The organism is Staphylococcus sp. FW104-15G4D, assembly GCF_058790135.1.
Window position 1 is genome coordinate 220,660 of record NZ_JBYTCH010000001.1, and the last position, 26,725, is coordinate 247,384.

The 26,725-nt window shown below is 32.4% G+C and carries 24 protein-coding genes; 13 read left to right on the forward strand and 11 right to left on the reverse strand.

Translation table 11 applies throughout. The annotated features are described in order from the left end of the window. Positions 1-2: 2 nt before the first annotated feature. From AC3WQX_RS01080 to AC3WQX_RS01090, 3 genes are all read right to left on the reverse strand, one after another. On the reverse strand, positions 3-1,508 hold the full coding sequence (locus tag AC3WQX_RS01080; protein WP_002433276.1) for a peptide MFS transporter: 1,506 nt from the start codon (positions 1,506-1,508) through the stop codon (positions 3-5). A 319-nt stretch (positions 1,509-1,827) separates the two neighbouring features. Next, positions 1,828-2,328 carry a preQ(1) synthase gene (gene queF, locus AC3WQX_RS01085; protein WP_002433157.1) on the reverse strand — a complete coding sequence of 167 codons (501 nt, stop codon included), beginning with the start codon at positions 2,326-2,328 and terminating at the stop codon, positions 1,828-1,830. 14 nt (positions 2,329-2,342) lie between these two features. After that, a complete protein-coding gene (locus tag AC3WQX_RS01090) occupies positions 2,343-3,209 on the reverse strand; it encodes a DMT family transporter (protein WP_002433090.1) in 867 nt (288 codons plus the stop codon). Between the two features lie 787 nt (positions 3,210-3,996). Between AC3WQX_RS01090 and nrdI the strand changes: the two genes are divergently transcribed. From nrdI to nrdF, 3 genes are all read left to right on the forward strand, one after another. Then, positions 3,997-4,395, forward strand: a complete 399-nt coding sequence (gene nrdI, locus AC3WQX_RS01095; RefSeq protein ID WP_023350668.1) for a class Ib ribonucleoside-diphosphate reductase assembly flavoprotein NrdI — start codon at positions 3,997-3,999, stop codon at positions 4,393-4,395. After that, a complete protein-coding gene (gene nrdE, locus AC3WQX_RS01100) occupies positions 4,358-6,463 on the forward strand; it encodes a class 1b ribonucleoside-diphosphate reductase subunit alpha (RefSeq protein ID WP_023350667.1) in 2,106 nt (701 codons plus the stop codon). Before nrdI ends, nrdE begins: the two co-directional genes overlap by 38 nt. Before the next feature lie 112 nt (positions 6,464-6,575). After that, the gene (nrdF, locus tag AC3WQX_RS01105; protein WP_002433452.1) at positions 6,576-7,544 is read left to right on the forward strand and encodes a class 1b ribonucleoside-diphosphate reductase subunit beta; all 969 of its coding nucleotides are present in this window, start codon (positions 6,576-6,578) and stop codon (positions 7,542-7,544) included. A 156-nt stretch (positions 7,545-7,700) separates the two neighbouring features. On the opposite strand, the gene AC3WQX_RS01110 is transcribed toward nrdF, so the two are convergent. From AC3WQX_RS01110 to AC3WQX_RS01120, 3 genes are all read right to left on the reverse strand, one after another. After that, a complete protein-coding gene (locus AC3WQX_RS01110) occupies positions 7,701-8,015 on the reverse strand; it encodes a CHY zinc finger protein (protein WP_002433075.1) in 315 nt (104 codons plus the stop codon). A 24-nt stretch (positions 8,016-8,039) separates the two neighbouring features. Next, positions 8,040-8,972, reverse strand: a complete 933-nt coding sequence (gene murB / locus AC3WQX_RS01115) for a UDP-N-acetylmuramate dehydrogenase (protein ID WP_002433388.1) — start codon at positions 8,970-8,972, stop codon at positions 8,040-8,042. Between the two features lie 131 nt (positions 8,973-9,103). Beyond that, complete coding sequence (locus AC3WQX_RS01120; protein ID WP_023350666.1) at positions 9,104-9,622, reverse strand: GrpB family protein; 519 nt, start codon at positions 9,620-9,622, stop codon at positions 9,104-9,106. Between the two features lie 120 nt (positions 9,623-9,742). Between AC3WQX_RS01120 and AC3WQX_RS01125 the strand changes: the two genes are divergently transcribed. The 3 genes from AC3WQX_RS01125 (at position 9,743) to AC3WQX_RS01135 (ending at position 12,512) form a co-directional block, all read left to right on the forward strand. Continuing rightward, on the forward strand, positions 9,743-10,633 hold the full coding sequence (locus AC3WQX_RS01125; RefSeq protein WP_030064715.1) for an EMYY motif lipoprotein: 891 nt from the start codon (positions 9,743-9,745) through the stop codon (positions 10,631-10,633). A 147-nt stretch (positions 10,634-10,780) separates the two neighbouring features. Beyond that, positions 10,781-11,101: a bacillithiol system redox-active protein YtxJ gene (gene ytxJ, locus AC3WQX_RS01130; protein WP_002433080.1), complete on the forward strand. Its 321-nt coding sequence runs from the start codon at positions 10,781-10,783 to the stop codon at positions 11,099-11,101. Positions 11,102-11,393: 292 nt separating this feature from the next. Beyond that, positions 11,394-12,512, forward strand: coding sequence for a glycerate kinase (locus AC3WQX_RS01135; protein ID WP_002433418.1), 1,119 nt, complete (start codon positions 11,394-11,396; stop codon positions 12,510-12,512). 101 nt (positions 12,513-12,613) lie between these two features. Here the strand turns inward: AC3WQX_RS01135 and pepT are convergent, their stop codons facing one another. From pepT to gdpS, 4 genes are all read right to left on the reverse strand, one after another. Continuing rightward, positions 12,614-13,840, reverse strand: a complete 1,227-nt coding sequence (gene pepT, locus AC3WQX_RS01140; RefSeq protein WP_023350664.1) for a peptidase T — start codon at positions 13,838-13,840, stop codon at positions 12,614-12,616. Positions 13,841-13,859: 19 nt separating this feature from the next. Next, positions 13,860-14,354: a threonine/serine exporter family protein gene (locus AC3WQX_RS01145; protein WP_002469625.1), complete on the reverse strand. Its 495-nt coding sequence runs from the start codon at positions 14,352-14,354 to the stop codon at positions 13,860-13,862. A gap of 15 nt (positions 14,355-14,369) precedes the next feature. Next, entirely contained in the window at positions 14,370-15,131 is a 762-nt protein-coding gene (locus AC3WQX_RS01150; RefSeq protein ID WP_023350663.1) for a threonine/serine exporter family protein, read from the reverse strand. A 250-nt stretch (positions 15,132-15,381) separates the two neighbouring features. Then, positions 15,382-16,452 carry a GGDEF domain-containing protein GdpS gene (gene gdpS / locus AC3WQX_RS01155; RefSeq protein ID WP_002433106.1) on the reverse strand — a complete coding sequence of 357 codons (1,071 nt, stop codon included), beginning with the start codon at positions 16,450-16,452 and terminating at the stop codon, positions 15,382-15,384. 409 nt (positions 16,453-16,861) lie between these two features. On the opposite strand from gdpS, the gene AC3WQX_RS01160 reads away from it, so the two are divergent. Continuing rightward, the gene (locus AC3WQX_RS01160; protein WP_023350662.1) at positions 16,862-17,947 is read left to right on the forward strand and encodes a glycosyltransferase family 4 protein; all 1,086 of its coding nucleotides are present in this window, start codon (positions 16,862-16,864) and stop codon (positions 17,945-17,947) included. A 71-nt stretch (positions 17,948-18,018) separates the two neighbouring features. On the opposite strand, the gene AC3WQX_RS01165 is transcribed toward AC3WQX_RS01160, so the two are convergent. Continuing rightward, the gene (locus AC3WQX_RS01165) at positions 18,019-18,660 is read right to left on the reverse strand and encodes a YigZ family protein (protein WP_023350661.1); all 642 of its coding nucleotides are present in this window, start codon (positions 18,658-18,660) and stop codon (positions 18,019-18,021) included. A gap of 144 nt (positions 18,661-18,804) precedes the next feature. Between AC3WQX_RS01165 and fakB1 the strand changes: the two genes are divergently transcribed. The 6 genes from fakB1 (at position 18,805) to secA (ending at position 26,545) form a co-directional block, all read left to right on the forward strand. Next, the gene (gene fakB1 / locus AC3WQX_RS01170; protein WP_002433264.1) at positions 18,805-19,671 is read left to right on the forward strand and encodes a fatty acid kinase binding subunit FakB1; all 867 of its coding nucleotides are present in this window, start codon (positions 18,805-18,807) and stop codon (positions 19,669-19,671) included. Positions 19,672-19,798: 127 nt separating this feature from the next. Next, a complete protein-coding gene (locus AC3WQX_RS01175; protein ID WP_023350660.1) occupies positions 19,799-21,091 on the forward strand; it encodes a DNA/RNA helicase in 1,293 nt (430 codons plus the stop codon). Beyond that, positions 21,084-21,761 (forward strand): ComF family protein, encoded by a 678-nt coding sequence (locus tag AC3WQX_RS01180; RefSeq protein WP_049306946.1) that lies wholly within the window; start codon positions 21,084-21,086, stop codon positions 21,759-21,761. The genes AC3WQX_RS01175 and AC3WQX_RS01180 overlap by 8 nt, the downstream gene beginning before the upstream one ends. 61 nt (positions 21,762-21,822) lie before the next feature. Further along, positions 21,823-22,398, forward strand: coding sequence for a ribosome hibernation-promoting factor, HPF/YfiA family (gene hpf, locus AC3WQX_RS01185; RefSeq protein WP_023350658.1), 576 nt, complete (start codon positions 21,823-21,825; stop codon positions 22,396-22,398). 313 nt (positions 22,399-22,711) lie between these two features. Beyond that, entirely contained in the window at positions 22,712-23,488 is a 777-nt protein-coding gene (locus AC3WQX_RS01190) for a peptidoglycan recognition protein family protein (RefSeq protein WP_023350657.1), read from the forward strand. A gap of 522 nt (positions 23,489-24,010) precedes the next feature. Further along, positions 24,011-26,545, forward strand: coding sequence for a preprotein translocase subunit SecA (secA, locus tag AC3WQX_RS01195; protein WP_023350656.1), 2,535 nt, complete (start codon positions 24,011-24,013; stop codon positions 26,543-26,545). The last annotated feature ends 180 nt before the right edge of the window (positions 26,546-26,725 follow it).

Here is a 26,725-nt window from a genome sequence, read left to right on the forward strand (position 1 = left end):
GATTAACGAATGCCTTTCATCGCTTTTATAATTTTAGGACTGAAAGCAAGAATAATAAATGTAATTACAGCTGTAGTAACACCTAAGAAAATGAAGTAATTCGTTTGACCCAATGGATCTATTAATTTAACTAATGTACCATTAAATGCTTGAGCAGATGCGTTTGTTAATAACCATAAACTCATCATTTGAGCATTGAATGCTTTCGGTGCTAATTTTACTGCTGCACTATTACCAGTAGGAGAAAGACACAACTCACCAACGACACATATGATGTATGAGAGAATTACCCAGTTTACTGAGAAATGCGCGTTTCCGTAAATATTACCAATAATACCCATCATAATATATGATGCGCCAGCCATTAAAGCGCCTATAACAAATTTCATTGGTAGGCTAGGTTGACGTTTACCTAATTTTTGCCAAACTGCAGATACGACTGGTGCAAATAATAAGATAAACAAAGGATTTATTGATTGGAAGATGGCTTCACCGAAGTTTGTTTTCCAACCAAATAAATTTAATTTCATATCTGAATGCTCTATACCATAAATATTTAATACGTTAGAGCCTTGTTCTTGTATTGCCCAGAAAAGCATACCTAAAATAAATAAAGGAATAAAAGCTTTTACACGTGAACGTTCAATATCAGTTACTTCTTTACTACGAATCATAGTAGTGAAATAGATTATTGGTAATGCAATACCTAAAACGAGTACTGAATTACTAACTAGATCGAATGATAGTGTATGAGTTATGTAAGAAATGATAACTACTATCGCTATAACTGCTGTAATGGTCGCTATAATTATACTGTATTTTTTCTTTTCAGTTGGTGATAGTGGATTTGTTGGTTTCATGCCTACACTACCTAAATTTTTGCGATTAAATAATACGTACCAAACTAAACCTAATGCCATACCAATAGCAGCAATTAAGAATCCGCCATGGAAGTTTCTAACATTAATGAAGTGTTGCAAAATAATAGGTGAAACAAGTGCGCCAAAGTTAACAGACATATAGAAGATAACAAATCCTGCGTCCATTCTCACGTCATTTTGTGGATACAAACGACCTACAATATTTGAAATATTTGGCTTCATTAAACCTGAACCAACAATAATAAAGAACATAGAAGCGAATAGGCCAAACATTGCAAATGGTAAACTTAAACAGATATGTCCGATAATTATTAAAACTGCACCTATTAAAGTTGCACCACGTGTCCCTGTAATTCTGTCCGCAATCCAACCTCCTGGAATAGAAGACATGTATATTAAAGCCCCGTATACAGACATGATAGACATTGCCGTAGTTTTATCGATTCCAAGTCCATGATCTTGTATCGCAAAATACATATAAAAAATAAGCATCGCTCTCATGCCGTAGTAGCTAAAACGCTCCCAAAACTCTACGAAAAAGAGTACGCCTAAACCTCGAGGATGCCCAAAGAATCCATGTTGAGGTATTTCTTGAACTGCTTGCTCATGGGAATTATTCGTTGTCATAATATCATCCCATCCTTTCTTCCCCTAATACCATATTTAATTGTTTAAAAACGATTGTACTATTGTAAATAATAAGTTTCAACAATTTTCAAAAAATAAAAATAATATGAATATTCAGTCAATTTATAGATTTTACTACATTTATAAGATAATATGTGTCTTTATTTGATTAATTATAAGCATGTGTAGAAATAAATCAATATAAATAAAATACGCTTTAACGCGTCAAAGTGCAATACTTTTTTATCAAATTTGAAAATAATTTTTTATAACAAAAATCCTCCATTAAACATTTAATTTTAATGGAGGATAGTGGTATTTATCGATTATCAATCTTTTCAGGATACATATCGTGATTCATCAAACGATGTTCAGCCATCTTTTCATATTTAGAATTAGGACGGCCATAGTTTGTATATGGGTCAATTGAGATGCCACCTCTAGGTGTGAATTTACCCCAAACTTCAATATAATGAGGATCCATAAGTTCAATCAAATCATTCATAATTATATTCATACAATCTTCGTGGAAGTCACCATGGTTTCTAAAGCTAAATAAATATAGTTTCAATGATTTAGATTCAACCATTTTGACATTAGGGATATATGAAATATAAATTGTTGCAAAATCTGGTTGGCCTGTAATAGGGCATAACGATGTAAACTCTGGACAATTAAATTTGACGAAGTAGTCACGACCTTGATGCTTGTTATCAAAGGTTTCTAGAACATCTGGTCTGTAATTAAAATCATACGTATTGTTTTGATTTCCTAGTAAAGTAATATCTTGAAGTTCATTTTTTTGACGCCCTTGTGCCATTTAATTTAGCTCCTTTAACTTTCTTTTATATTTGATTCTCGTCGTGCCTTTTCAAACATATAGTAACTTGCGCTAATAATAACAACATAACCTAAAGTAGCTAACATATCTGGTGTTTCTCCGAATAAGATGAAACCAAATAATGCTGTGAATATTATAGAAGCATATGTGAAAATTGAAATGTCTTTAGCAGGCGCAAAGCTATATGCAAGTGTGATACCTATTTGTCCAACAGCTGCAGATAAACCTGCACCAAGCAAGTATAAAACTTGGACAGTTGTCATAGGTTCAAATGTGAAAATTGAGAATGGTATTAAGACAACAACTGAGAATAATGAGAAATAAAATACAATTGTATAAGGTTTTTCACGTGTACTAAGTGCACGAACACATGTGTAAGCTGACGCAGCAAATATACCTGAAAATAAGCCGGCTATTGATGGAATCACTGATGATGAAAATTCAGGTTTAACAATGAGTAACATACCTAATATAGCGATAATCATCGCTGATATTTGATATTTACGAACCTTCTCATGTAAAAAGATTAAACTTAGGAGAATTGTCCAGAAAGGATTCAATTTCATAAGTGTATCGGCATCACTAAGTACCATATGGTCAATAGCGTATATATTCAGTAATACTCCTATGAGACCTAGTGTAGAACGTGAAATCAATAAAGGTTGGCTACTCAGTTTACCAAATATAGGTTGCTTATATTTTATGATAAAAAATAGAGGTATAAACATAGCTACTAAATTTCTAGCTAAAGATTTTTGGAAGACAGGTAAGTCTCCAGCAAGTCTGAAGAATACAGACATAAAACTAAATCCAATAGCAGAAATTAATATAGCAATAATACCTTTTACTTTTGGATTCAATATTATCGCCTCAATACAATAAGATTAACGTAACTATATTAGCATAAATAAAGGAGCTATGCATGAGTACTTGCAAATTAAAAAGAGACGTTTTATAATAATAACACGAACACATGTTCTGTTAGTAAGTGCTAGACTATTAAGCAACTCAATTGTGGGTAATGAAAGTGATTAATATTCAAATTGGTATATATATGTTGCATACTATCATATTGAGATTTTACCAGGTCACACAATGAACAGGTACGTCTAAATTTTAGTAAAATGCAAGCAAAGAAACTTGAAAAAATTTTTTTATTCAGAATATTAGTCTTTAAACACGTAGTGGTGCACTTTCTAAAAATTTTAGTTTTTTCGTCATTAAACTTTAACTTTCATTAAACATTCTACTTATGTATAATGAAACACAGAATATAGTATTAACTTTTAAAACCAAACACTATATATAGTGTTTAGAGTTTAAAAGTTAATACTGGGAAATTAATTAATTTTAATGCAAAATCACACTAATTCAAATGATAAATCATTGCAAAATTAGTAATCAGTTACAAATAAAGCAATTTATCATTTAGTATTATTTAAGTTTTAAGTACTATATGTAGTGGTTATAAACTTAAAGACATACTAAAGGCATTAAAATAAACTTTCTTTTACAAGAAATAAGAATATTTAGAAATTAAAAATCATAACGGTTTACACCTCTATACTAGTGGTGCTTTTATTTTTTGAGTTTGTGAATGCTCAATATAGACACGACAACTAAAGATTGAAGAAAGAAGGTGATCCAATGAAAGTAGTATATTTCTCATTTTCTGGAAATGTTAGACGTTTTATAAAGCGAGCAGAAATTGATGACACGTTAGAAATTACTCAAGACAATTGTACGGAACCAGTAAATGAACCATATATCTTAGTTACTGGCACTATTGGATTTGGAGAAGTGCCACAACCTGTTCAATCTTTTTTAGAAGTTAATCACGCTCAATTACAAGCGGTAGCTGCAAGCGGAAATCGTAATTGGGGGCAAAATTTTGCTAAAGCAGGCCGTACAATCTCAGAGGACTATGATGTTCCTCTACTTATGAAATTTGAAGTACAAGGTACGAACAATGATGTAATTGAATTTAAGGATAAGGTGGGTAATTTCAATGAAAACCATGAACGAGAAGAAATACAATCATATTGAACTAAATAATGAAGTAACAAAGCGGAAAGATAATGGTTTCTTTGATTTAGAGAAGGATCAGGAAGCATTAAAAGTTTATCTTGAAGAAATCCACGATAAAACAATTTATTTCGATGATGAAATTGAACGTTTACATTACCTTGTGGATAATGACTTTTATTTCAATGTATTTGAGAAATACTCTGAAGAAGAATTACGAGAAATTACTGAATATGCTAAGTCAATCCATTTTCAATTCGCTAGCTACATGTCTGCAAGTAAGTTCTATAAGGACTATGCTTTAAAAACAAACGATAAAAGTCAATTTTTAGAAGACTATAATCAACATGTTGCAATTGTTGCCCTTTATTTAGCTAATGGTGATACTAAACAAGCAAAACAATTTATTTCTTCTATGGTTGAACAACGTTATCAACCAGCAACGCCTACTTTCTTAAACGCAGGTCGTGCACGTCGCGGTGAGCTCGTTTCATGTTTCTTATTAGAAGTTGATGATAGTTTAAATTCTATTAACTTTATTGATTCAACAGCGAAGCAACTAAGTAAAATTGGTGGCGGTGTCGCTATTAATTTATCAAAATTACGTGCCCGTGGAGAGGCAATCAAAGGTATTAAAGGTGTTGCTAAAGGTGTATTACCAGTAGCTAAAGCACTTGAAGGTGGATTTAGTTATGCCGATCAATTAGGTCAAAGACCTGGTGCAGGTGCTGTATATTTAAATATTTTCCATTATGATGTGGAAGAATTTTTAGATACTAAAAAGGTCAATGCTGATGAAGATTTACGTTTATCTACAATTTCAACAGGTCTTATTGTTCCTTCTAAGTTCTTTGATTTAGCTAAAGAAGGTAAAGACTTCTATATGTTCGCCCCACATACTGTAAAACAAGAATATGGTGTGACATTAGATGATATTGATTTAGAGAAATATTATGATGATATGGTTGCTAATCCTAACATTGATAAGAAGAAAAAAGATGCACGTGAAATGTTAAATACAATTGCACAAACTCAACTACAATCTGGTTATCCGTATTTAATGTTTAAAGATAATGCAAATAAAGTACATGCCAACTCCGATATTGGTCAAATTAAAATGAGTAATTTATGTACAGAAATTTTCCAATTACAAGAGACATCTATTATCAATGACTATGGTACACAAGATGAGATTAAACGTGATATTTCTTGTAATCTTGGCTCTCTAAACATTGTTAATGTTATGGAATCAGGTAAATTCAGAGATTCTGTTCACACTGGTATGGATGCACTTACTGTAGTGAGTGATGAAGCTAATATACAAAATGCTCCAGGTGTTAAAAAAGCTAATAGTGAGTTGCACTCAGTAGGTCTAGGTGTAATGAACCTTCATGGATATTTAGCAAAAAATAAAATCGGTTATGAGTCTGAAGAGGCGAAAGACTTTGCTAATATATTCTTCATGATGATGAACTATTATTCTATAGAACGTTCAATGGAAATAGCTAAAGAACGCGGAGAAAGCTATCAAGATTTTGACCAATCAGATTATGCTAATGGCAAATATTTTGAATTCTATACTTCACAAGAATTTGAGCCACAATTTGAAAAAGTTCGCCAGCTATTCGATGGTTTAGATATTCCAACTTCAGAAGATTGGAAAGCTCTACAAAAAGAAGTAGAACAATATGGTCTTTATCATGCTTACCGTTTAGCTATTGCACCTACTCAAAGTATTTCATATGTGCAAAATGCAACAAGCTCTGTAATGCCTATTGTAGATCAAATTGAGCGTCGTACTTATGGAAATGCTGAAACATTTTATCCAATGCCTTTCCTATCACCTGAAACAATGTGGTATTACAAATCAGCATTTAATACTGATCAAATGAAATTAATCGATTTAGTTTCAACAATACAAACACATGTAGACCAAGGTATTTCAACAATTCTATATGTAAATTCAGAAATTTCTACACGTGAACTTTCAAGATTATATGTTTACGCACATTATAAAGGACTAAAATCACTTTATTATACACGTAACAAATTACTTAGTGTAGAAGAATGTACAAGCTGTGCAATCTAATATTTTAAATTAAATAAAATGCTAGAAATTTCAATCACTGCTAATTATGTTTATCATATTTAGTGTGGTTGAAATTCTCTATGCAATACATAATAATGACAGGAGGATTTACATGAAAGCGGTCAACTGGAACACCCAAGAAGATATGACGAATATGTTTTGGCGTCAAAACATCTCACAAATGTGGGTCGAAACAGAGTTTAAAGTTTCAAAAGATATAGCAAGTTGGAAAACATTGACAGATTCTGAAAAAGAAACATTTAAAAAGGCTTTAGCAGGATTAACAGGGCTAGATACGCATCAAGCAGACGATGGAATGCCTTTGATTATGTTACATACGACTGATTTAAGAAAAAAAGCTGTATACTCATTTATGGCTATGATGGAACAAATTCACGCTAAAAGTTATTCTCATATCTTCACAACATTACTTCCGTCTAGTGAAACGAACTATTTGTTAGACACATGGGTAATTGAAGAACCTCATTTAAAATATAAATCAGATAAAATTATCGACAACTATCATAAGCTTTGGGGAAAAGAAGCATCAATTTTTGACCAATATATCGCAAGAGTATCAAGTGTATTCTTAGAAACGTTCTTATTTTACTCTGGTTTCTACTATCCGCTATACCTTGCTGGTCAAGGTAAAATGACGACTTCTGGTGAAATTATTCGTAAAATCTTATTAGATGAATCAATTCACGGTGTTTTCACTGGTTTAGATGCTCAAAGCTTACGCAATGAGCTGTCAGAGAGTGAAAAGCAAAAAGCAGATCAAGAAATGTATAAGTTATTAAACGAACTTTATGATAATGAAGTATCTTATACACACTTATTATATGATGATATTGGTTTAACTGAAGATGTACTTAACTATGTTCGTTATAATGGTAATAAGGCTTTATCTAACTTAGGTTTTGAACCTTATTTTGAAGAACGTGAATTTAATCCAATTATCGAGAATGCTTTAGATACATCTACTAAGAACCATGACTTCTTCTCAGTAAAAGGTGACGGCTATACGTTAGCATTAAATGTTGAAGCACTACGAGATGAAGACTTTGTATTCGATGAATAATAAATATTAACCTAATAAGAAGAAAAACCTTTAGTTTACAATACTTACCGTGTTGTATAACTAAAGGTTTTTTGATTTTTATATAATAAAAAGGTTAAACAAACTCAATTGCTTAACCTTAGTTACAAAATGACTATTAAAAACTTTTAAAGTAAGTTATATTTCAAAATACAAATGATAGTGAAATTTACATCTACTATTAAAATGTGCTTTGCATTTAGGACACACTTCAACCATCATGTAGTCGTGAATACTCATTTCATGGTTGCACACACCACACATAATAACTTTTTTATCAAATTCTTTCTCAGTCCATCTTTGTATAGAATGTGATTCATGTTCATCATGACATTTATAACAAGGATAATATTTGTCACAACATTTAAATTTAATTGCAATAACATCTAAAAAAGAGTGATAGTGAGTACATCTTGTCTCTTTATCAATGACTGAACCGTGAATATTAGGCATAGATTAGATGTACCTCCTTATAAATTAACTTTTAGGGTGTTCTCCAATAATACGTACTTCTGTATTTAATTCTACATCAAATTTATCTTTAACAGTTCTTTGTACGTGGTGAATTAAATCTTCGTAATCTGTTGCCGTACCTTTATCTACATTAACCATAAAGCCAGCATGTTTTTTAGATACTTCTACGCCACCGATGCGATGACCTTGTAAATCAGAGTCTTGAATTAATTTACCAGCGAAATGGCCAGGAGGTCTTTGGAATACACTTCCACAAGAAGGGTATTCTAATGGTTGTTTTGATTCTCTTCTTTCAGTTAAATCATCCATTTTAGCTTGAATTTCATCTAAATGACCTGGCATTAAAGTGAACGCTGCTTCAAGTACAACAAGATGTTTCTTTTGAACAATACTATTTCTGTAATCTAGCTCTAATTCTTCATTAGTTAACTTGATTAAATCACCTTTCTCATTAACGCATAGCGCATAGTCGATACAATCTTTAACTTCACCGCCATATGCACCAGCATTCATAAATACAGCACCACCGATTGAACCTGGAATACCACATGCAAACTCTAAACCAGTAAGAACATGATCTCGTGCAACTCTTGAAACATCAATGATTGCAGCGCCACTACCAGCGATAATCGCATCGTCAGAAACATCAATATGATCTAATGATAGTAGACTTAGAACGATGCCTCTTATTCCACCTTCACGTATTATAATATTTGAACCATTACCTAAATATGTAACAGGAATATTATTATTATAAGCGTAAGCTACAATTGCTTGCACTTCTTCATTTTTTGTTGGGGATAAATAGAAATCTGCCTCTCCGCCAGTTTCAGTATATGTATAACGTTTGAGAGGTTCATCAACTTTAATTATATTGTCGGGAATAATCGACTTTAAATCATTTAAGATGTCACTTTTATTCAACGGTTTGTACATCCTTTCTCATCTTCTTAATATCATTATTATTATATCAACTTTAATAGTTATTTGCGAAATTTGAATATATTATTTTACCATTAAATAGACAAAGTAAGAATTCTCGTATTGATGTGTAGTAAATGCTCTAATTAATTTGAGTCTCTACTTAAATCCTCAAAGATACTTTGTTTTTGATTTTCATACATACGAATGGCTCGCACATGTTTCAATATATTTTGTTTTTTCGTGGAAAATAATTGAGAAAATTTCTTATCTTGTGTTAATAATTGGTCAACCTTTTGATACTGTTCAAAAAGAGGGGTATCTAACTGTATAATATGTAATCTTACTTCTTGCTTAAGTTCACTAAGATTATTGAATCGAGCCATCACTACTTTTTTCTTATAGGAATGGTGAAGTCGGTAAAAACCAGCATAATTCAAACGTTTTTCATCTAGAGCAGTAATATCGTGTAAATTATTGACTCCTACAAGTACATCCAATATGGGTTCTGTAGCATAATTAAAATGACGTGTGCCACCAATATGTTGAGTGTATTTAACTGGTGAATCTAATAAATTAAACAATATATTTTTGACGTTTTGGTATTCTTTAGCGAACGATTCATTTAAGTCCTCTTTGACTAAAGGTTGAACATAAGTATACATGATTTACTCCTTGTGAATTATAATTTCTCAATTTTACAGTAAAGTCTGACATACTATAACACAATTCATTTTCATAATAAATACGTTTATGTATAATGTTTAATGATAAGGAGTGCAGATATGAAAAAATTACTATTTATTGCAACAATTGTCATATTTATAACCACGCTAACAGCCTGTGGAAATAAAACTAACAAAGATTTTAATGATTTTGACAATAAACTCAGTGATGTTAAGAAAAAGCAAAAAAACGTTGAAGAAGTTATAGATAAAATACATTTAAAAGAGTTAGATAACTTAAGTAAAACGGATACGACAGATAAAAACAAAAAAGAATTTATTGCACTTCAAAAAGATATTAATAACTATCTCATGCCGGAATTTAAGAAATATAAAAAGGCTGCTAATCAATTACCTGCAAATACAAATGATGTTAAAAATCTACGTAACTCGTATTTAGATACTGTTAAAGAGAAAGAAACTTCAATTAATGATTTAAAATCATTTGTTGATTTATGTAATCGTTCTATCAAAGATAATGAAGATATACTAGATTATACGAAACTTTTCGAAAAAAATAGATCAGAGGTAGAATCCGATATTAATAAAGCTACTAATAAAAGTGATGCTGATCAGTTAACATCTAAATTAGAAGAAAATAATAAGCAACTCAAATCTACAGCTAAGAAATATCTCAATTCTTCTACTACAAATTCAGATTCAGCTAAAAAAGCAATCAATGATCATATTTCACCATTGATTGATAAACAAATTAAAGATATTAACCAAACTAATATTTCAGACCAACACGTAGATAATGCTAGGAAAAATGCAATTGAAATGTACTACAGTTTACAAAATTACTATGACACACGAGTAGACACTATCGAAATTAGTGAAAAATTATCTAAAATTGATGTGGATAAATTACCAAAAGAGGGTAAAGATATTTCAAGCAAGGATAAAGAATTTAACAAGCAATACTATGAGTTTAAAGAAAATGTAAAATAGTTATTTTTTGAATTAAATAAAATAAAAATCGATGGTTAACATTATACAGCAGAATGTGTATAATTGTACCCACTGAGATGATTCTTGGGATATGAATATCACGCATATGCTCATAAAATGTGATAAATATTTTTAGAGGTGAATAGAATGGCTATTAAGCTGAGTTCAATTGACCAGTTTGAACAAGTCTTAGAAGAGAATAAATATGTTTTTGTATTAAAACATAGTGAAACTTGTCCAATTTCTGCAAATGCGTATGATCAATTTAATAAATTTTTATATGAAAGAGATATTGATGGTTACTATTTAATCGTTCAACAGGAGCGTAAATTATCGGACTATATTGCAGAAAAAACGAACGTGAAGCATGAATCTCCTCAAGCCTTTTACTTTGTAAATGGTGAGATGAAGTGGAATGCTGATCATGATGATATTAACGTTTCTCAACTTGCACAAGCTGAGGAATAAATGAAAATAATTTAAATGTTTAAGTGGCTTGCCATAGACATCTGATAGTGAAGATGTATGGCAAGCCTTTCGTATATTATGAAAAATTCTAAGAAAATATGTATAATGTGTTAGTGAATTACGTATAAGTACATCATTATCCTCAAATTTATAAAGATAAGTGAATAATCATATCCTAATAAATATTACTTGTAAAATAAGTACGCGGATAGGTTCAAATGCGAATTATTAAACAATATTTAAGTTGAAAATCATTTTGAAAAAGAGTAAAAGATATAAGGTGGTTAAGACAATGAAGGTTTTAGTAGCCATGGATGAGTTCAATGGAATTATTTCCAGTTATCAAGCGAATAGGTACGTTGAAGAAGCGGTAGCAAGTCAAATTGAACATGCAGATATTGTACAGGTTCCATTATTTAATGGAAGACATGAATTAATGGATTCTGTATTTCTATGGCAGTCTGGAAATAAATATCGTGTTAAAGCTCATGATGCCGATATGAATGACGTAGAAGCGATGTACGGCCAAACTGATAGTGGAATGACTGTTATTGAGGGGAATTTATTCTTAAACGGTGAAAAGCCGATTGATCAGCGTTCTAGTTATGGTTTAGGTGAAGTATTAAAAGCAGCACTGGATAATCAAGCGAAACATATCGTTATATCTCTAGGAGGTATTGGTAGCTTTGATGCAGGTGCCGGTATGTTACAAGCGCTTGGTGCAAAATTCTATGATGATGAAGCAAACATTGTAGATGTGAGTGAGGGTGCATATAAAATTAAATATATTAGACGCATTGATTTATCTGATGTACATCCTCAGCTTGCTAATGCCAAATTACAATTAATGTCCGATTTTTCAAGTCGATTGTATGGTAAGCAAAGTGAGATTATGCAAACGTATCAAACGTTTCAATTAAATCAAAACGAAGCTGCTGAAATTGATAATTTAGTTTGGTATTTTAGTGAACTATTTAAAAGTGAACTCAAATTAGCAATTGGCCCTATAGAACGTGGCGGTGCTGGGGGAGGCATTGCTGCAGTGTTAAAAGGCTTATATCAAGCTGAAATATTAACAAGTCACGAACTTGTTAATCAAATTACACACTTAGAAGATTTAATTGAGCAAGCCGACTTAATTATTTTTGGGGAAGGACTCAAAGAAAAAGATCAAATTCTAGAGACAACTACTTTGCGTATTGCTGATTTAACTCAAAAATATCATAAACCTGCCATCGCAATTTGTGCCACAAGTGATAAGTTTGATTTGTTTGAATCGCAAGGTGTGACTGCAATGTTTAACACATTTATAGATATGCCTGAAACGTATACAGATTTTAGAATGGGCATTCAAATACGCCATTACACAGTTCAAGCTCTTAAATTACTTAAAACGAGTCTTAATCAATAAATCTATTTTAGATAATAAAAAAAGAAAGCGGGCTAGAAATATGATTCATAAAAAATTATATTTCTAGCCCACTTTTAAATTAATATCAAAGTTTCGAATGATTATTCTTTTTTAGCAACTTCTTCAGCGATACCTACAACAACTTGAACTGCTTTTTCCATAACATCTATTGATGCATATTCGAATGGACCGTGGAAGTTACCACATCCTGTGAAAATATTAGGTGTAGGTAACCCCATAAATGATAATTGCGAACCGTCTGTGCCACCACGAATAGGTTCAGTATTAGGTTCAATATCAAGTTTAGCAAATACACGTTTAGGGATATCAATAATGTGTTGTAAGGGTTTAATTTTTTCTGCCATATTATAATATTGGTCATGAACATCGACTTTTACAGGGAAATCCTCATAGTGAGTATTGATGTCATCACGAATTTCCATCATGCGTTTTTTTCGTAAGTCGAACTGCTTTTTATCATGATCACGAATGATATATTGGAGCGTGGCTTTTTCAACGTTACCCTCGAAACTCATTAAATGATAAAATCCTTCATATCCTTCAGTACGTTCAGGCACTTCGCTAGGTGGTAGAAGACTATTAAATTGTTGGCCTAAATTATTTGCATTCACCATTGCGTTTTTAGCGGAACCAGGGTGAACATTCACGCCGTGACAAGTAACTGTAGCTTCCGCCGCATTGAAACTTTCAAATTGAAGTTCACCCAATTGGCTTCCATCCATTGTGTATGCGAAGTCAGCATTAAAACGAGCAACGTCAAACTTGTGAGGTCCTCTACCAATTTCCTCATCGGGTGTGAAACCGACTCGAATACGACCGTGCTTAATTTCAGGGTGATCAATTAAGTATTTAATACCTTCCATAATTTCGACAACACCTGCTTTATCGTCAGCGCCAAGTAATGATGTACCGTCTGTAACCATTAATGTATGTCCTACAACTTGGTTTAACTCAGGGAAAACACTTGGGTTTAGCACACGATGAGTATCTCCTAACTGGAGCGCTTGCCCATCGTAGTTGTCTATAATTTGTGGTTGAACATTTGTTGCGTTGAAATCTGGTGATGTATCGACATGGGCCAAGAAACCTACTGTTGGCACCTCATCATCTACATTGCTTTCTAAAGTAGCGAATAGATATCCATATTCATCAATATCAGTAGATAACCCAAATGCTTGAAGTTCATTTTCCAATAAACGTAATAAATCCCACTGTTTATCTGTGGACGGTGTTGATTGAGAGTTTGGATCTGATTGCGTATCGATTTTTACATATCTTGTTAATCGGTTAATAATTTGTTCTTTCATTATAATCATCCCCTTAAGGTTAAACTCTATTATTCATATTATAAGATTTTCTATAAGTTTTACCTTTGATTTTACCATAATACTGTTTAATACGAGTGTAAATATAATAGATGATTTCAGACACAAGTATACCGAAAGCGATGGCGCCCGAAATTAAAGTGACCTCTAAAAATGTATTTACTGCATAAGTATAATTATTAGAGACTAAGTAGCGAGTCGCTTCGTATGCAGCTCCTCCTGGTACTAAAGGAATGATTCCTGGAACGATAAAGATGATTACAGGTCGTTTATATCGTCTGCTCATAGTATGACTCATTAAACCTAAAATTAAACTTCCTAGGAAAGAAGCGCCTACTTTTCCTAAGTCCATCCCAACTGTGAATTGATAAATTGTCCAAGCTACTGCACCTACGAAACCACAAGCTACAAGTAACTTTTTGGGCGCATTAAATATAATTGAAAAAAGGACTGTGGAAATGAAACTAATTGTAAAATGGAATAAATAAAATAACATTATTAACAGCCTTTCTTATAATAGTAGTAATACAATTGCGACACCCGCACCTATTGCAAAGGCGGTAAGCGCAGCTTCAACGCCACGTGACATACCAGCTAACAATTCTCCTGCTAATAAATCACGAATGGCATTGGTTATAAGGATACCAGGAACTAAGGGCATAACACTTGCAATAGTAATAATATCTTGATTTTTAGCGATTCCAATTTTGGTGAAAATTGCAGCGATACTGATAACTACTGCTGAGGCTACAAACTCTGAGAAGAATTTAATTTGAATGTATTTTTGTACAAAACTAAAAGTTAAAAATGCTGCACCTCCAGCTAAACACGCAATCCAAAAGTCAGAAGCGGTACCTCCAAACATAAATAAGAAGAAGCCACAAGCTATAAATGCAGCAAGAAAATTCATAAAGAATGAATACTGTAGAGATGCACGTCTAAGGTGAATTAATTCTGTTTTAGCTTCATCAATCGTAAGTTGATTGTTAGAAATTTTACGAGATAAGCTATTTGTAAGAGCGATTTTCTCTAAATCTGTTGTACGTTCACGAATTCGTATTAATCGTGTACTGGTGCGATCATTAAGTGAAAATATAATCGCAGTAGATGTAACAAAACTATATGTATCATGCAAACCATAACTATGTGCAATACGGTTCATTGTATCTTCAACACGATACGTTTCCGCGCCCGCTTCAAGTAAGATTCTACCTGCAATTAATACTACATCGATAACTTTATTTTCATCTATTATCGTGATGGAATCCGACATACACCTTCACCTCCAAGACAATTTTATTTTTTTAATGAACAATTGAAGTTTACAACTTGCGCCTTTAACTTTCAATAGACACTACACTATTAAAAGCTGAATTTTAATTTTCTTATTGTTGTAGTTGTTGTGAAGTTTATTGATAGAATATGATGTTTTTATGAGAATGAATATAAAAAAACTGCCATACATAGATTCATTTTAATCATAAGATTAAATGGTTTACATCTATGATAGCAGTATTTAAAACTTATAGTTTAACAATAGGGTTAAACATCACTTTATTACGTCCTTCACTTTTAGCAACATGAACCATATCGTCGGCATCTTTAAATACTTTACGTTGTGATTTACGATCATCTTGGGTTAAGTATCCGACCCCGATTGAAACGGAAAGTTTGATAACTTCCTTATCTGGAAGATGGAAAGAAGACTTCTCTACACCAGAACGAATATTTTCAGCTAATTTTACGCTTTGATCTAGCGAGTAATTTCTAATGACAACTGAGAATTCTTCTCCACCGTTTCTAAAGATTTTAAATTGATTTGGTACATAATTTTTTAATAGCTGTGACATTTGTTTAAGTACAGCATCACCCGATTGGTGTGAGTAAATATCGTTTACATCTTTAAATCCATCAATATCGATTAAGAGTAAAGCTAAACTTTGATTTTTTTCTTCAGCAATACGTGAAACTTCATTTAAATGTCTATCAAATTCTTTAACATTTCCTAAACCTGTAAGGTAATCGTATTTGTCCTCATTTTCATAACGGTTAACTAATGAGAAGAAATGCCAAATATCTACGAATGTAATGGCAGAAGCAATAGTAATAATTAAAGAAATAGGAATAAGTACTAATATTTCTATTAAGTCATAAATTGGACTTGCAAATGCTAATATTAATAAAATGATAATACTAATGAAATTTAAAATTAGTAAAGAAACAATATCGTTTTGTTTTAAAAATGGACCTACAGCACTTACAACACCAGCAATTACGACTAAAGTAATGCCATAAATAATTGAATTTCCAAATATTAATACATCAACTAATGCAACAATGAATGCGGAAGCCAGTGTATATATCATATTTGTATAGCGCCCTAAAAATAATAAAGGCACGAAAGTTAAATGAACGAGATATTCGCTCTTAAATGGAATAGGATATGCAGCTAAGAGTAGAGAAACGAGTGTCATTAAAACTGTCACGTATTCTTTTGAAAATACCATTTTTTTATTTTCTGAATACTGTAATCTGTGAAATAGATAAATACCTGCGACCATGACAGATATGTTGTAAATGATTGCTTCAAACATTTCTAAACCGACTCCTTTGTTGACCATTAGCTATTGTAAGTGAAAACTTACAATTTGTCATCATTTAGCCTTGGAAATTTTGTTCACAAAATGGAATTTAATGTTAAAATAGTCGCTTAAATGGTATGATAGAAAAAATATATTTGAATTGAAAAAGGTTTAAGTATGATAATTTTTTTATCAATGCTTATAACATAAATAACACATGTCATCGGAAAGGGCATTCCGGTAACATTCGTTCTAGACTATTGAGGGAGGGGGCGTTATGTTTTATCGTAACGCATAAAATACGTCTGGATATACTATAAATTTATGTGTAGCATCCATCTTCGTCTAAAATTGATTTGATAGAGATGATTACACAAGAAATTTTAAGAAATTGATTAACTTATTTAATGAAGGTGAACTGATGTATACTTTACTACTCATAGCATTTACCATGATAGTCAGTTTAATAATTACGCCCATTATCATTGCAGTATCAAAGAAATTAGACTTGGTAGATCGTCCTAACTTTAGAAAGGTGCATACCAAACCGATTTCGGTAATGGGTGGTACAGTCATATTATTCTCTTTTTTAATAGGTATTTGGTTAGGCCATCCTATTGAGAGAGAAGTGAAGCCTCTTATTTTAGGTGCCATCATAATGTACCTTGTTGGACTTATTGATGACATATATGATTTGAAACCATACATTAAACTTACGGGGCAAATAGTAGCTGCGTTAGTTGTCACATTATATGGCATTACTATAGATTTCATTTCATTACCTATGGGGCCGACGATTCATTTTGGATTTTTAAGTATACCGATAACAGTTATTTGGATTGTTGCGATAACGAATGCCATCAATCTTATTGATGGTCTTGATGGTTTAGCATCAGGAGTCTCTGCAATTGGATTAATGACTATCGGGTTTATCGCTATTTTACAAGCGAATATCTTTATTATTATGATATGTTGCGTGCTATTAGGTTCGCTCATTGGATTTTTATTTTATAATTTCCATCCAGCTAAAATATTTTTAGGTGACAGTGGGGCGCTCATGATAGGTTTTATCATAGGATTCTTATCATTACTTGGTTTTAAAAATATTACATTTATTGCGTTATTCTTCCCAATTGTCATTCTAGCGGTGCCTTTCATTGACACATTGTTTGCGATGATTCGTCGAATGAAGAAAGGTCAACATATCATGCAAGCTGATAAATCTCATTTACATCATAAGTTATTAGCTTTGGGATATTCACATAGACAAACCGTACTACTTATTTATTCAATTGCAATCATGTTTAGTTTATCAAGTGTGATTCTTTACTTATCACAACCACTTGGTGCACTCATGATGTTTATCCTAATTATATTTACAATCGAATTAATTGTAGAATTTACTGGTTTGATTGATGATAATTATCGTCCAATTTTAAATTTAATTACTCGAAAAGGGGACCACAAGCAACATCGTTATGATGAGCAACAGCCCCCTAGACACTAATAGAACGATCACGTGTAAGGATTAAAAGGATAACTCCTCATGCGTGATCGTTTTTATATACATCATTTAAATTAAGTCGTTGAGATATCGAAAGGTAATAATTTAATATCTTCTTCTTCTAAATCATAATTACTAGCTGTAATACGGTTAAGAAACTGGATAAATTCATCGTAATCCTGTTTTACAACATCTATTTGATAGCTCACTTTGTCGGTATAAAATTGATTTCTTAGCATATAAGGTGTTGAAGCGAGCTCGTATTCAAATTTTCCAGTTAAATCATAACTTATAGTGACTGTTACAGGTACAGCTTCTCTTAGCTCTACTCGTCCAATATCGTATATCACATCTCTAACAGCACCGCTATAAGCACGGATAAGACCGCCACCACCTAATTTAATACCTCCGAAATAACGTGTGACCACTACACATGCGTCATGAATCTCTAATTTTTTTAAAATTTCTAGCATTGGTACACCAGCAGTACCGCTCGGCTCACCATCGTCATTCGCTTTTTGGATGTTCATTTCAGGGCCAACAGTATAGGCTGAACAATTGTGAGTTGCATCTTTATGAGAGGATTTGATTTCATTAATAAATGCTTTTGCCTCCTCCTCGTTTTGAACGGGTCTAATATGTGCGATAAAGCGAGATTTATTAATGACATTTTCAATTTGATGCTCTTCTTTGATAGTAATTATCGGTTTTACCATATATTTTTGTCACCTACAATTTCGTACGTTTTTCAATAATATTATTATACACATATCTATGAAGAGTCTAAATCATTTAAATAAGATTTTCTTTTTCATAAAAATATTGTATTATGACAATGAGTATAATTGAGGAGGACTACTATGAAGGTTGCAGTAATGGCCGATTCAACAGGCTATTTACCACAAGAAATCATTGATAAATATAATATACCGATTGCTCCATTAAGTGTGACATTTGATGATGGGCATACATTTACAGAGAATGACCAATTTTCAATAGATGATTTTTATAAGAAGATGGCTTCATCTAAAACTATACCTACAACAAGTCAGCCCGCTATTGGTGAATGGTTGAAAAACTATGAAAAACTTAGAGATGAAGGATACACAGATATCATTGTAATTAACTTATCAAGTGGTATTAGTGGAAGTTATCAATCTGCTACACAAGCCGGAGAAATGGTTGATGGTGTTAACGTGCATACATTTGATAGCCGTCTCGCTGCAATGATTGAAGGTAGCTTTGTGATCTATGCAATTCAACTAGTAGAAAAAGGTTACACAGCTAAAGAAATTATTAATGAACTAACTGATGTAAGAGAACATATAGGCGCATATCTTATTGTTGATGATCTTAAGAATCTACAAAAAAGTGGGCGTATTACAGGTGCTCAAGCTTGGGTAGGTACGCTATTAAAAATGAAACCTGTACTTCGCTTTGAAGAAGATGGTAAAATTCATCCACATGAAAAAGTGCGTACGAAAAAACGCGCATTTAAATCTTTAGAATCAAATGTCTTTGAATTAATTAAAGACTTGGATGAAGTAACTGTATTTGTCATCGATGGGGATAAAAAAGAAGATGGACAAGCATTTTTACAACAACTTAAAGAAGACTACCCTAATGTGAATATTCAATACTCCGAATTCGGTCCGGTTATTGCATCTCATTTAGGTTCTGGTGGTTTAGGTTTAGGTTACTTCCCTAGAAAAATTGAAATTAATTAATAATATTACTGATAAAAAGCCTGAAACATGTAAGAGGATGAGAATTTTAGTAATTACGACATGTAATTAGTAGAGAACTAAATCTTCTAAAGTGTTTTAGGCTTTTTTAGTTAGAAAGTAGGGATTTATGATTAAACATTACGGTAAACTTATCTTTCCATCAATTCAGTTAAATGATGAAAAAGTTGCTCGTATTACGAAAGGCATTATTAAAAAAGAAGGACATTATTATTGTATTCAATGTGGTAATGATGATAGTAGTTATATGTCAAAGTACTATTCTCCCTTTTTGGACAAAGAAATTATTTACTGTAGGCGATGTATTCAATTAGGAAGGATAGATAGCATCACAGACTATAGAATTACCGAAAGTACACAATTAGCTACTGAAGGAGAGTTTGAATTACCATTTACATTATCAAAGCAACAACAATATGCATCTGACGCTATCATTAAAGCTATAAAAAATTCTGAAAATCTCTTATTATATGCAGTGACAGGTGCAGGTAAAACAGAAATGATGTTTGATGGAATTAGCTTAGCACGACAACTCGGACACAATGTGGCAATATTATCTCCTAGAGTAGATGTAGTTATTGAAATTAGTCATCGCATCAAAGAGGCTTTTAAAAACGAAGAAATAGATATTTTGCACCAGAAACAATCTCAAAAATATAATGGGCATTTTGTTATCGCAACAGTGCATCAATTATATAGATTCAAACAACACTTTGACACTATTTTTATTGATGAAGTCGATGCCTTTCCATTATCTATGGATCCCAACCTCTTATTAGCAATCGATACCGCTTCTAAAACAATTCATTCTCATATTTATATGACAGCAACACCACCACGTCAACTTATTAAACAAATGTCTTCTAATAAAATAATTAAACTTCCAGCACGATTTCATAGACAACCACTACCTGTACCTCGCTTTAAATATTTCAAATTAAACACAACTCGGGTGCAACCCCAATTCATTCACCTTTTACAAACGCAAATTAAACAACAACGGTATACTTTGGTATTTTTTAATCACATTGAAACTATGAAAAATGCATATCTAAGGTATCGAGCTCATATTCCTAATCTCATCTGTGTTTATAGTGAAGACGTATATAGATTTGAAAAGGTAGAAGCACTTCGCCGTGGTGAGCACTCAATCGTTTTTACAACAACTATACTGGAAAGAGGATTTACCATGGCGAGGTTAGACGTTATTGTCATAAATGCAGAAACATTTTCTAAAGCGGCTTTAATACAAATCGCCGGACGTGTAGGGCGTAAAATAGAAGAACCAAATGGACTTGTACTTTTTCTTCATGAGGGTGTCAGTCTATCAATGATGAGTGCTAAAAAAGATATTACAAAGATGAATCGTTTAGGTTATAAAAGAGGGTGGCTAGATGCGTAGATGTATACAATGTATGACACCATTGAAAGAAATTATTCATGTATATAATATTTTTAAACCGCCTACACCATTTTGTGAACGATGCGAACAATTGTGGAATAACATAAGAATAACTCATCTCGATGAAAGATGTTCTAGATGTCTTAATATAAAAACTTCTGATTCAAATGACTGTCTGGATTGTCAATTCTTGGAAAAGGAATTCAAATTGATGGATCAATTGTATTGTCAATATCGTTACCAAGGAGTAATGAAAGACGTGTTACAGCAATATAAATTCATGAGAGACTATGAACTTTCTAATGTGTTATCTGAAAAATTGCAGTTACCTCAAACAGATTATGATTATATTGTTCCGATTCCATCGCCATTTCAACGTGATGTTGAACGGACATTTAATCCTGTAGCTACAGTTTTAGATAAAATGGGGGTTGATTATGTGAATATTTTAGGAACAAATATACGCCCAAAACAGTCTGAGTTAGGTAAATTAGAACGTAGCAATGCTCCAAATCCGTTCTACGTAAAGGAAGAAGACATTGACATAAGGGATAAAGTAATACTACTCATTGATGATATTTATACAACTGGATTAACAATACATCATGCAGGGTGTAAATTATTATCGTTAAATGTCAGAAAATTCAAAGTGTTTGCGTTTGCACGATAAACCAAACGTGGTAAAATATAAGTAAGCATTACCAATATAAGAGGTTAAAGGAGAGATTACTATGATTAGATTTGAAATTCATGGAGATAACCTCACTATCACAGATGCAATTCGCAACTATATTGAGGACAAAATTGGTAAGTTGGAGCGTTATTTTAATAATGTGCCAAACGCAGTAGCACATGTTAAAGTTAAAACTTATTCTAATTCAGCTACTAAAATTGAAGTTACTATTCCGTTGAAAGATGTAACATTAAGAGCTGAAGAAAGACATGATGATTTATACGCAGGCATTGATTTAATCACTGGTAAATTAGAACGACAAGTACGAAAATATAAAACTCGTGTAAATCGTAAACATAGAGATCGTGGAGATCAAGAAGTATTTGTGGCAGAAGTACAAGAAGCATCACCTGGGGAAGTAAGTGGTGCTGAAGAATCTGTGAGCGATAGCGAAATTGAAATTATCCGTTCAAAACAATTTAGTTTAAAACCAATGGATTCAGAAGAAGCGGTTCTACAAATGAACTTATTAGGACATGATTTCTTCATCTTTACAGATAGAGAGACAGATGGGACAAGCATTGTTTACAGACGTAAAGACGGTAAATACGGATTAATCGAAACAACTGAATAAAATTTGTATAGACATATTGATTAATATGTGAAGTGATTAAAGAGGCTTTCTATGTTGTATTGATAGGAAGTCTCTTTTTAATTGGATGATTTAGAGAGTGGCCAGATAGGCTACTCTTTTTTAATTTAAGGTTTTTTAGCTAATTAATTGTATAGGAACTTATTTTTTAGAAAATTCTTAATAAGATACACAAATATTTCACTTTTAATGCAAATAAATACTTGATTTTAATTTGTTATTAGAATAATACTATAAGTGAAATTATTAAATAATAATTTTAATAATTAAAATAATATGAAAGGGGTGAGAAATTATGCCAAAAATAACAATTCTTTTTTCTACGTGTATGATGTTGATGTCAATGTTGCTCTTTTATACACCCGTTAGTCATGCCCAAAGTCTATCCTCAAAACAAACTATGGTGAATCAACAAAATCAAAATAATACTACTACACAATTCTCGGGAAATACTGATAATACGAAGAAAGCTACTACAGATGATGAACCGTCGTTTGAAAACTCTAAAGTAAATCAATATATTATCCAACATCATCTTCAACATTCTCACGTTGTCAATGATCCACGTATGGACACTCTTCCTAAATTGGAATATAAGAATGGCACATATATTGGTGTTGTAATCCATGAGGTAGGGGAAGACCACCGTTCTTTACAAAAATGGGTTGATAACATGTATGCAACATACAATACAGCATTTGTACATGCATTCGTTGATAATCAAGAAATACATCTTACTGCACCTTCAAAATATTATGTATGGGGTGCTGGACCTAAAGCGAATCCATACTTCTACCAAATTGAACTTGTAAGAATGTATAACTTCGAAGATTTTGCGAAATCAGTGAATAACCAAGCATGGCTTGCAGCATTTATGTTAAAACAAAATGGAATTACTCCAACACTTGCTGACACAAATGAAGGAAAAGGTTCTGTTATCAGTCATAACGCGGTAAGCAGATACTGGGGCGGAACAGATCATGTTGATCCATATGAGTATTACGCAAGATGGGGTTACGATATGCAACAAATGTATGAATTAATTAAATACTACTATGATAATATGGCGTAAAATCGTATGATTGTAATATACGTGTATTAGACTCGGCTAGAAGCTTATATTAGGCTTCTAGCCTTGTTCATTTTGTTTGCTCCTACAGTAAGTTTTTATTTTAGAGTTGTTTATTTGCATATACTACTCCACTAATCATTTAACCGTTAAATTGATGGACACATTTCTTTGATTATGCTAACGTGGTTTGACGATTCTAAAATTGTATAATTTCAATTTCAGTTATTTAAACTACGGTTTTTATAATATATTCGAAAATTATTTATTTATGACGAGAAAAAATTGTTTCTATCGTGTTAAAATAAATATGTTGTTGATTTATAGGAATAGCTACAATTTATGGTTGGATTATAGAGTCTAATTAGTCATAACTAACAAGAACTTCATTTTCAATGAGGAAAGTAACGAGGAAGATATTAGTAAGACTCAAGGTATGAGTATATAAGTATAATTTTAATGGTATTAATGATAAGATAAATTGTTGTAAGCCAAACAGTTTTAGCTAAAGGAGCGACGCATGTAATGGGATTTTTATCGAAAATTGTTGACGGCAATAAAAAAGAAACGAAACGCTTAGGTAAACTTGCAGATAAAGTACTCGCGTTAGAGGAAGATACTGCATTATTAACTGATGAAGAAATTCGTGAAAAAACTAAAGCGTTCCAAAAAGAATTATCCGAAATTGATGATGTAAAAAAACAAAATGATTATTTAGATAAAATTTTACCTGAAGCATATGCACTTGTACGTGAAGGCTCTAAGCGTGTATTTAACATGATACCTTATAGAGTACAAGTTATGGGTGGTATCGCGATTCATAAAGGCGATATCGCTGAAATGAGAACAGGTGAAGGTAAAACTTTAACAGCGACAATGCCAACTTATTTAAATGCGCTGGCCGGTCGTGGCGTTCACGTGATTACAGTCAATGAGTATTTATCAAGTTTTCAAAGTGAAGAGATGGCTCAATTATATAATTTCTTAGGTTTATCTGTTGGACTTAACTTAAATAGTAAGTCTACTGAAGAAAAGCGTGAAGCATATGCACAAGATATTACTTATAGTACTAATAATGAACTTGGCTTCGATTACTTAAGAGATAATATGGTGAATTATGCTGAAGAAAGAGTTATGCGTCCATTACATTTTGCAATTATTGATGAGGTCGACTCTATTTTAATTGATGAGGCGAGAACACCTTTAATTATTTCTGGTGAAGCTGAAAAATCTACATCATTATACACTCAAGCTAATGTATTCGCTAAGATGCTCAAAGCAGAAGATGACTATAATTATGATGAAAAAACAAAAGCCGTTCATCTAACTGAACAAGGTGCTGACAAAGCTGAGCGTATGTTTAAAGTAGACAATTTATACGACGTTCAAAACGTTGAGATCATTAGTCATATTAATACTGCATTAAGAGCTCATGTAACGTTACAACGCGATGTGGATTATATGGTTGTTGATGGCGAAGTACTTATTGTGGACCAATTTACAGGACGTACGATGCCTGGTCGTCGTTTTTCTGAAGGATTGCACCAAGCTATCGAAGCTAAAGAAGGTGTTACGATTCAAAATGAATCTAAGACTATGGCATCTATTACATTCCAAAATTACTTCAGAATGTATAACAAATTAGCTGGAATGACTGGTACTGCAAAAACTGAAGAAGAAGAATTCCGCAACATATATAATATGACAGTAACTCAAATTCCTACGAATAAACCTGTCCAACGTGTTGATAAGGCAGATTTAATTTATATTAGTCAAAAGGGTAAATTTGACGCAGTAGTCGAAGACGTAGTTGAGAAGCATAAAAAAGGACAACCTATCTTATTAGGTACCGTGGCAGTAGAAACATCAGAATACATTTCTAATTTACTTAAAAAACGTGGTATCCGACATGATGTATTAAATGCGAAAAACCATGAACGCGAAGCGGACATCATTGCAAACGCTGGTCAAAAAGGTGCTGTAACCATTGCGACAAACATGGCTGGTCGTGGTACAGACATCAAACTTGGCGATGGTGTTGAAGAACTTGGGGGACTCGCTGTTATAGGTACTGAACGTCATGAATCTCGTCGTATTGATGACCAGTTACGTGGTCGTTCAGGACGTCAAGGTGATAGAGGTGACAGTCGTTTCTATCTATCACTTCAAGACGAATTAATGGTTCGTTTTGGTTCAGAGCGTTTACAAAAAATGATGAATAGACTTGGTATGGACGATTCAACTCCAATAGAGTCTAAAATGGTTTCAAGAGCTGTTGAATCTGCTCAAAAACGCGTAGAAGGTAACAACTTTGATGCGCGTAAACGTATCCTTGAATACGATGAAGTGTTACGTAAACAACGTGAAATTATTTATAATGAACGTAATGAAATTATAGATAATGAAGATAGCTCTCAAGTAGTCAATGCTATGTTACGTTCAACATTACAACGTTCAATTAACTATTATGTTAATGAAGATGATGATAATCCTGATTATGCACCATTTATAAACTATGTGAATGATGTCTTTTTACAAGAGGGAGACTTAGCGGAGTCTGAAATCAATGGTAAGGATTCTGAAGACATCTTTGAAGTTGTTTGGGCGAAAATAGAAAAAGCTTATGAGCGTCAGAAAGAAAAATTAGGCGATCAAATGAGTGAATTTGAACGGATGATTTTATTACGTTCTATCGATAGTCATTGGACAGATCATATCGATACAATGGATCAATTACGTCAAGGTATTCACTTGCGTTCATATGCACAACAAAACCCTCTTCGCGATTATCAAAACGAAGGCCATGAACTGTTTGATATTATGATGCAAAATATTGAAGAAGATACTTGTAAATATATCTTAAAATCAGTAGTACAGTTTGAAGATGATATTGAACGTGAAAAAACAAAAGATTTAGGTGAGGGTAAACATCTAACTGCTGAAGATGGTAAAGAAAAAGTAAAATCTCAACCCATTGTAAAAGGTGATCAAGTAGGGCGAAACGACCCATGTCCATGTGGCAGTGGTAAAAAGTACAAAAATTGCCATGGACAAGCATAAATCAACACTAAATGTTGCAATGTTCAATAATAAAGACTGAGGCATATTCTAATGGCTCGGTCTTTATTATTATTTTCTTGATACTAATGTCGTGACTTCAAACTTTTTAAGTTTGAATGTTAATTTTCATAAAGACGAATTTCATGTAAGATATAGTATGATAAATACTAAAAGCGCTAA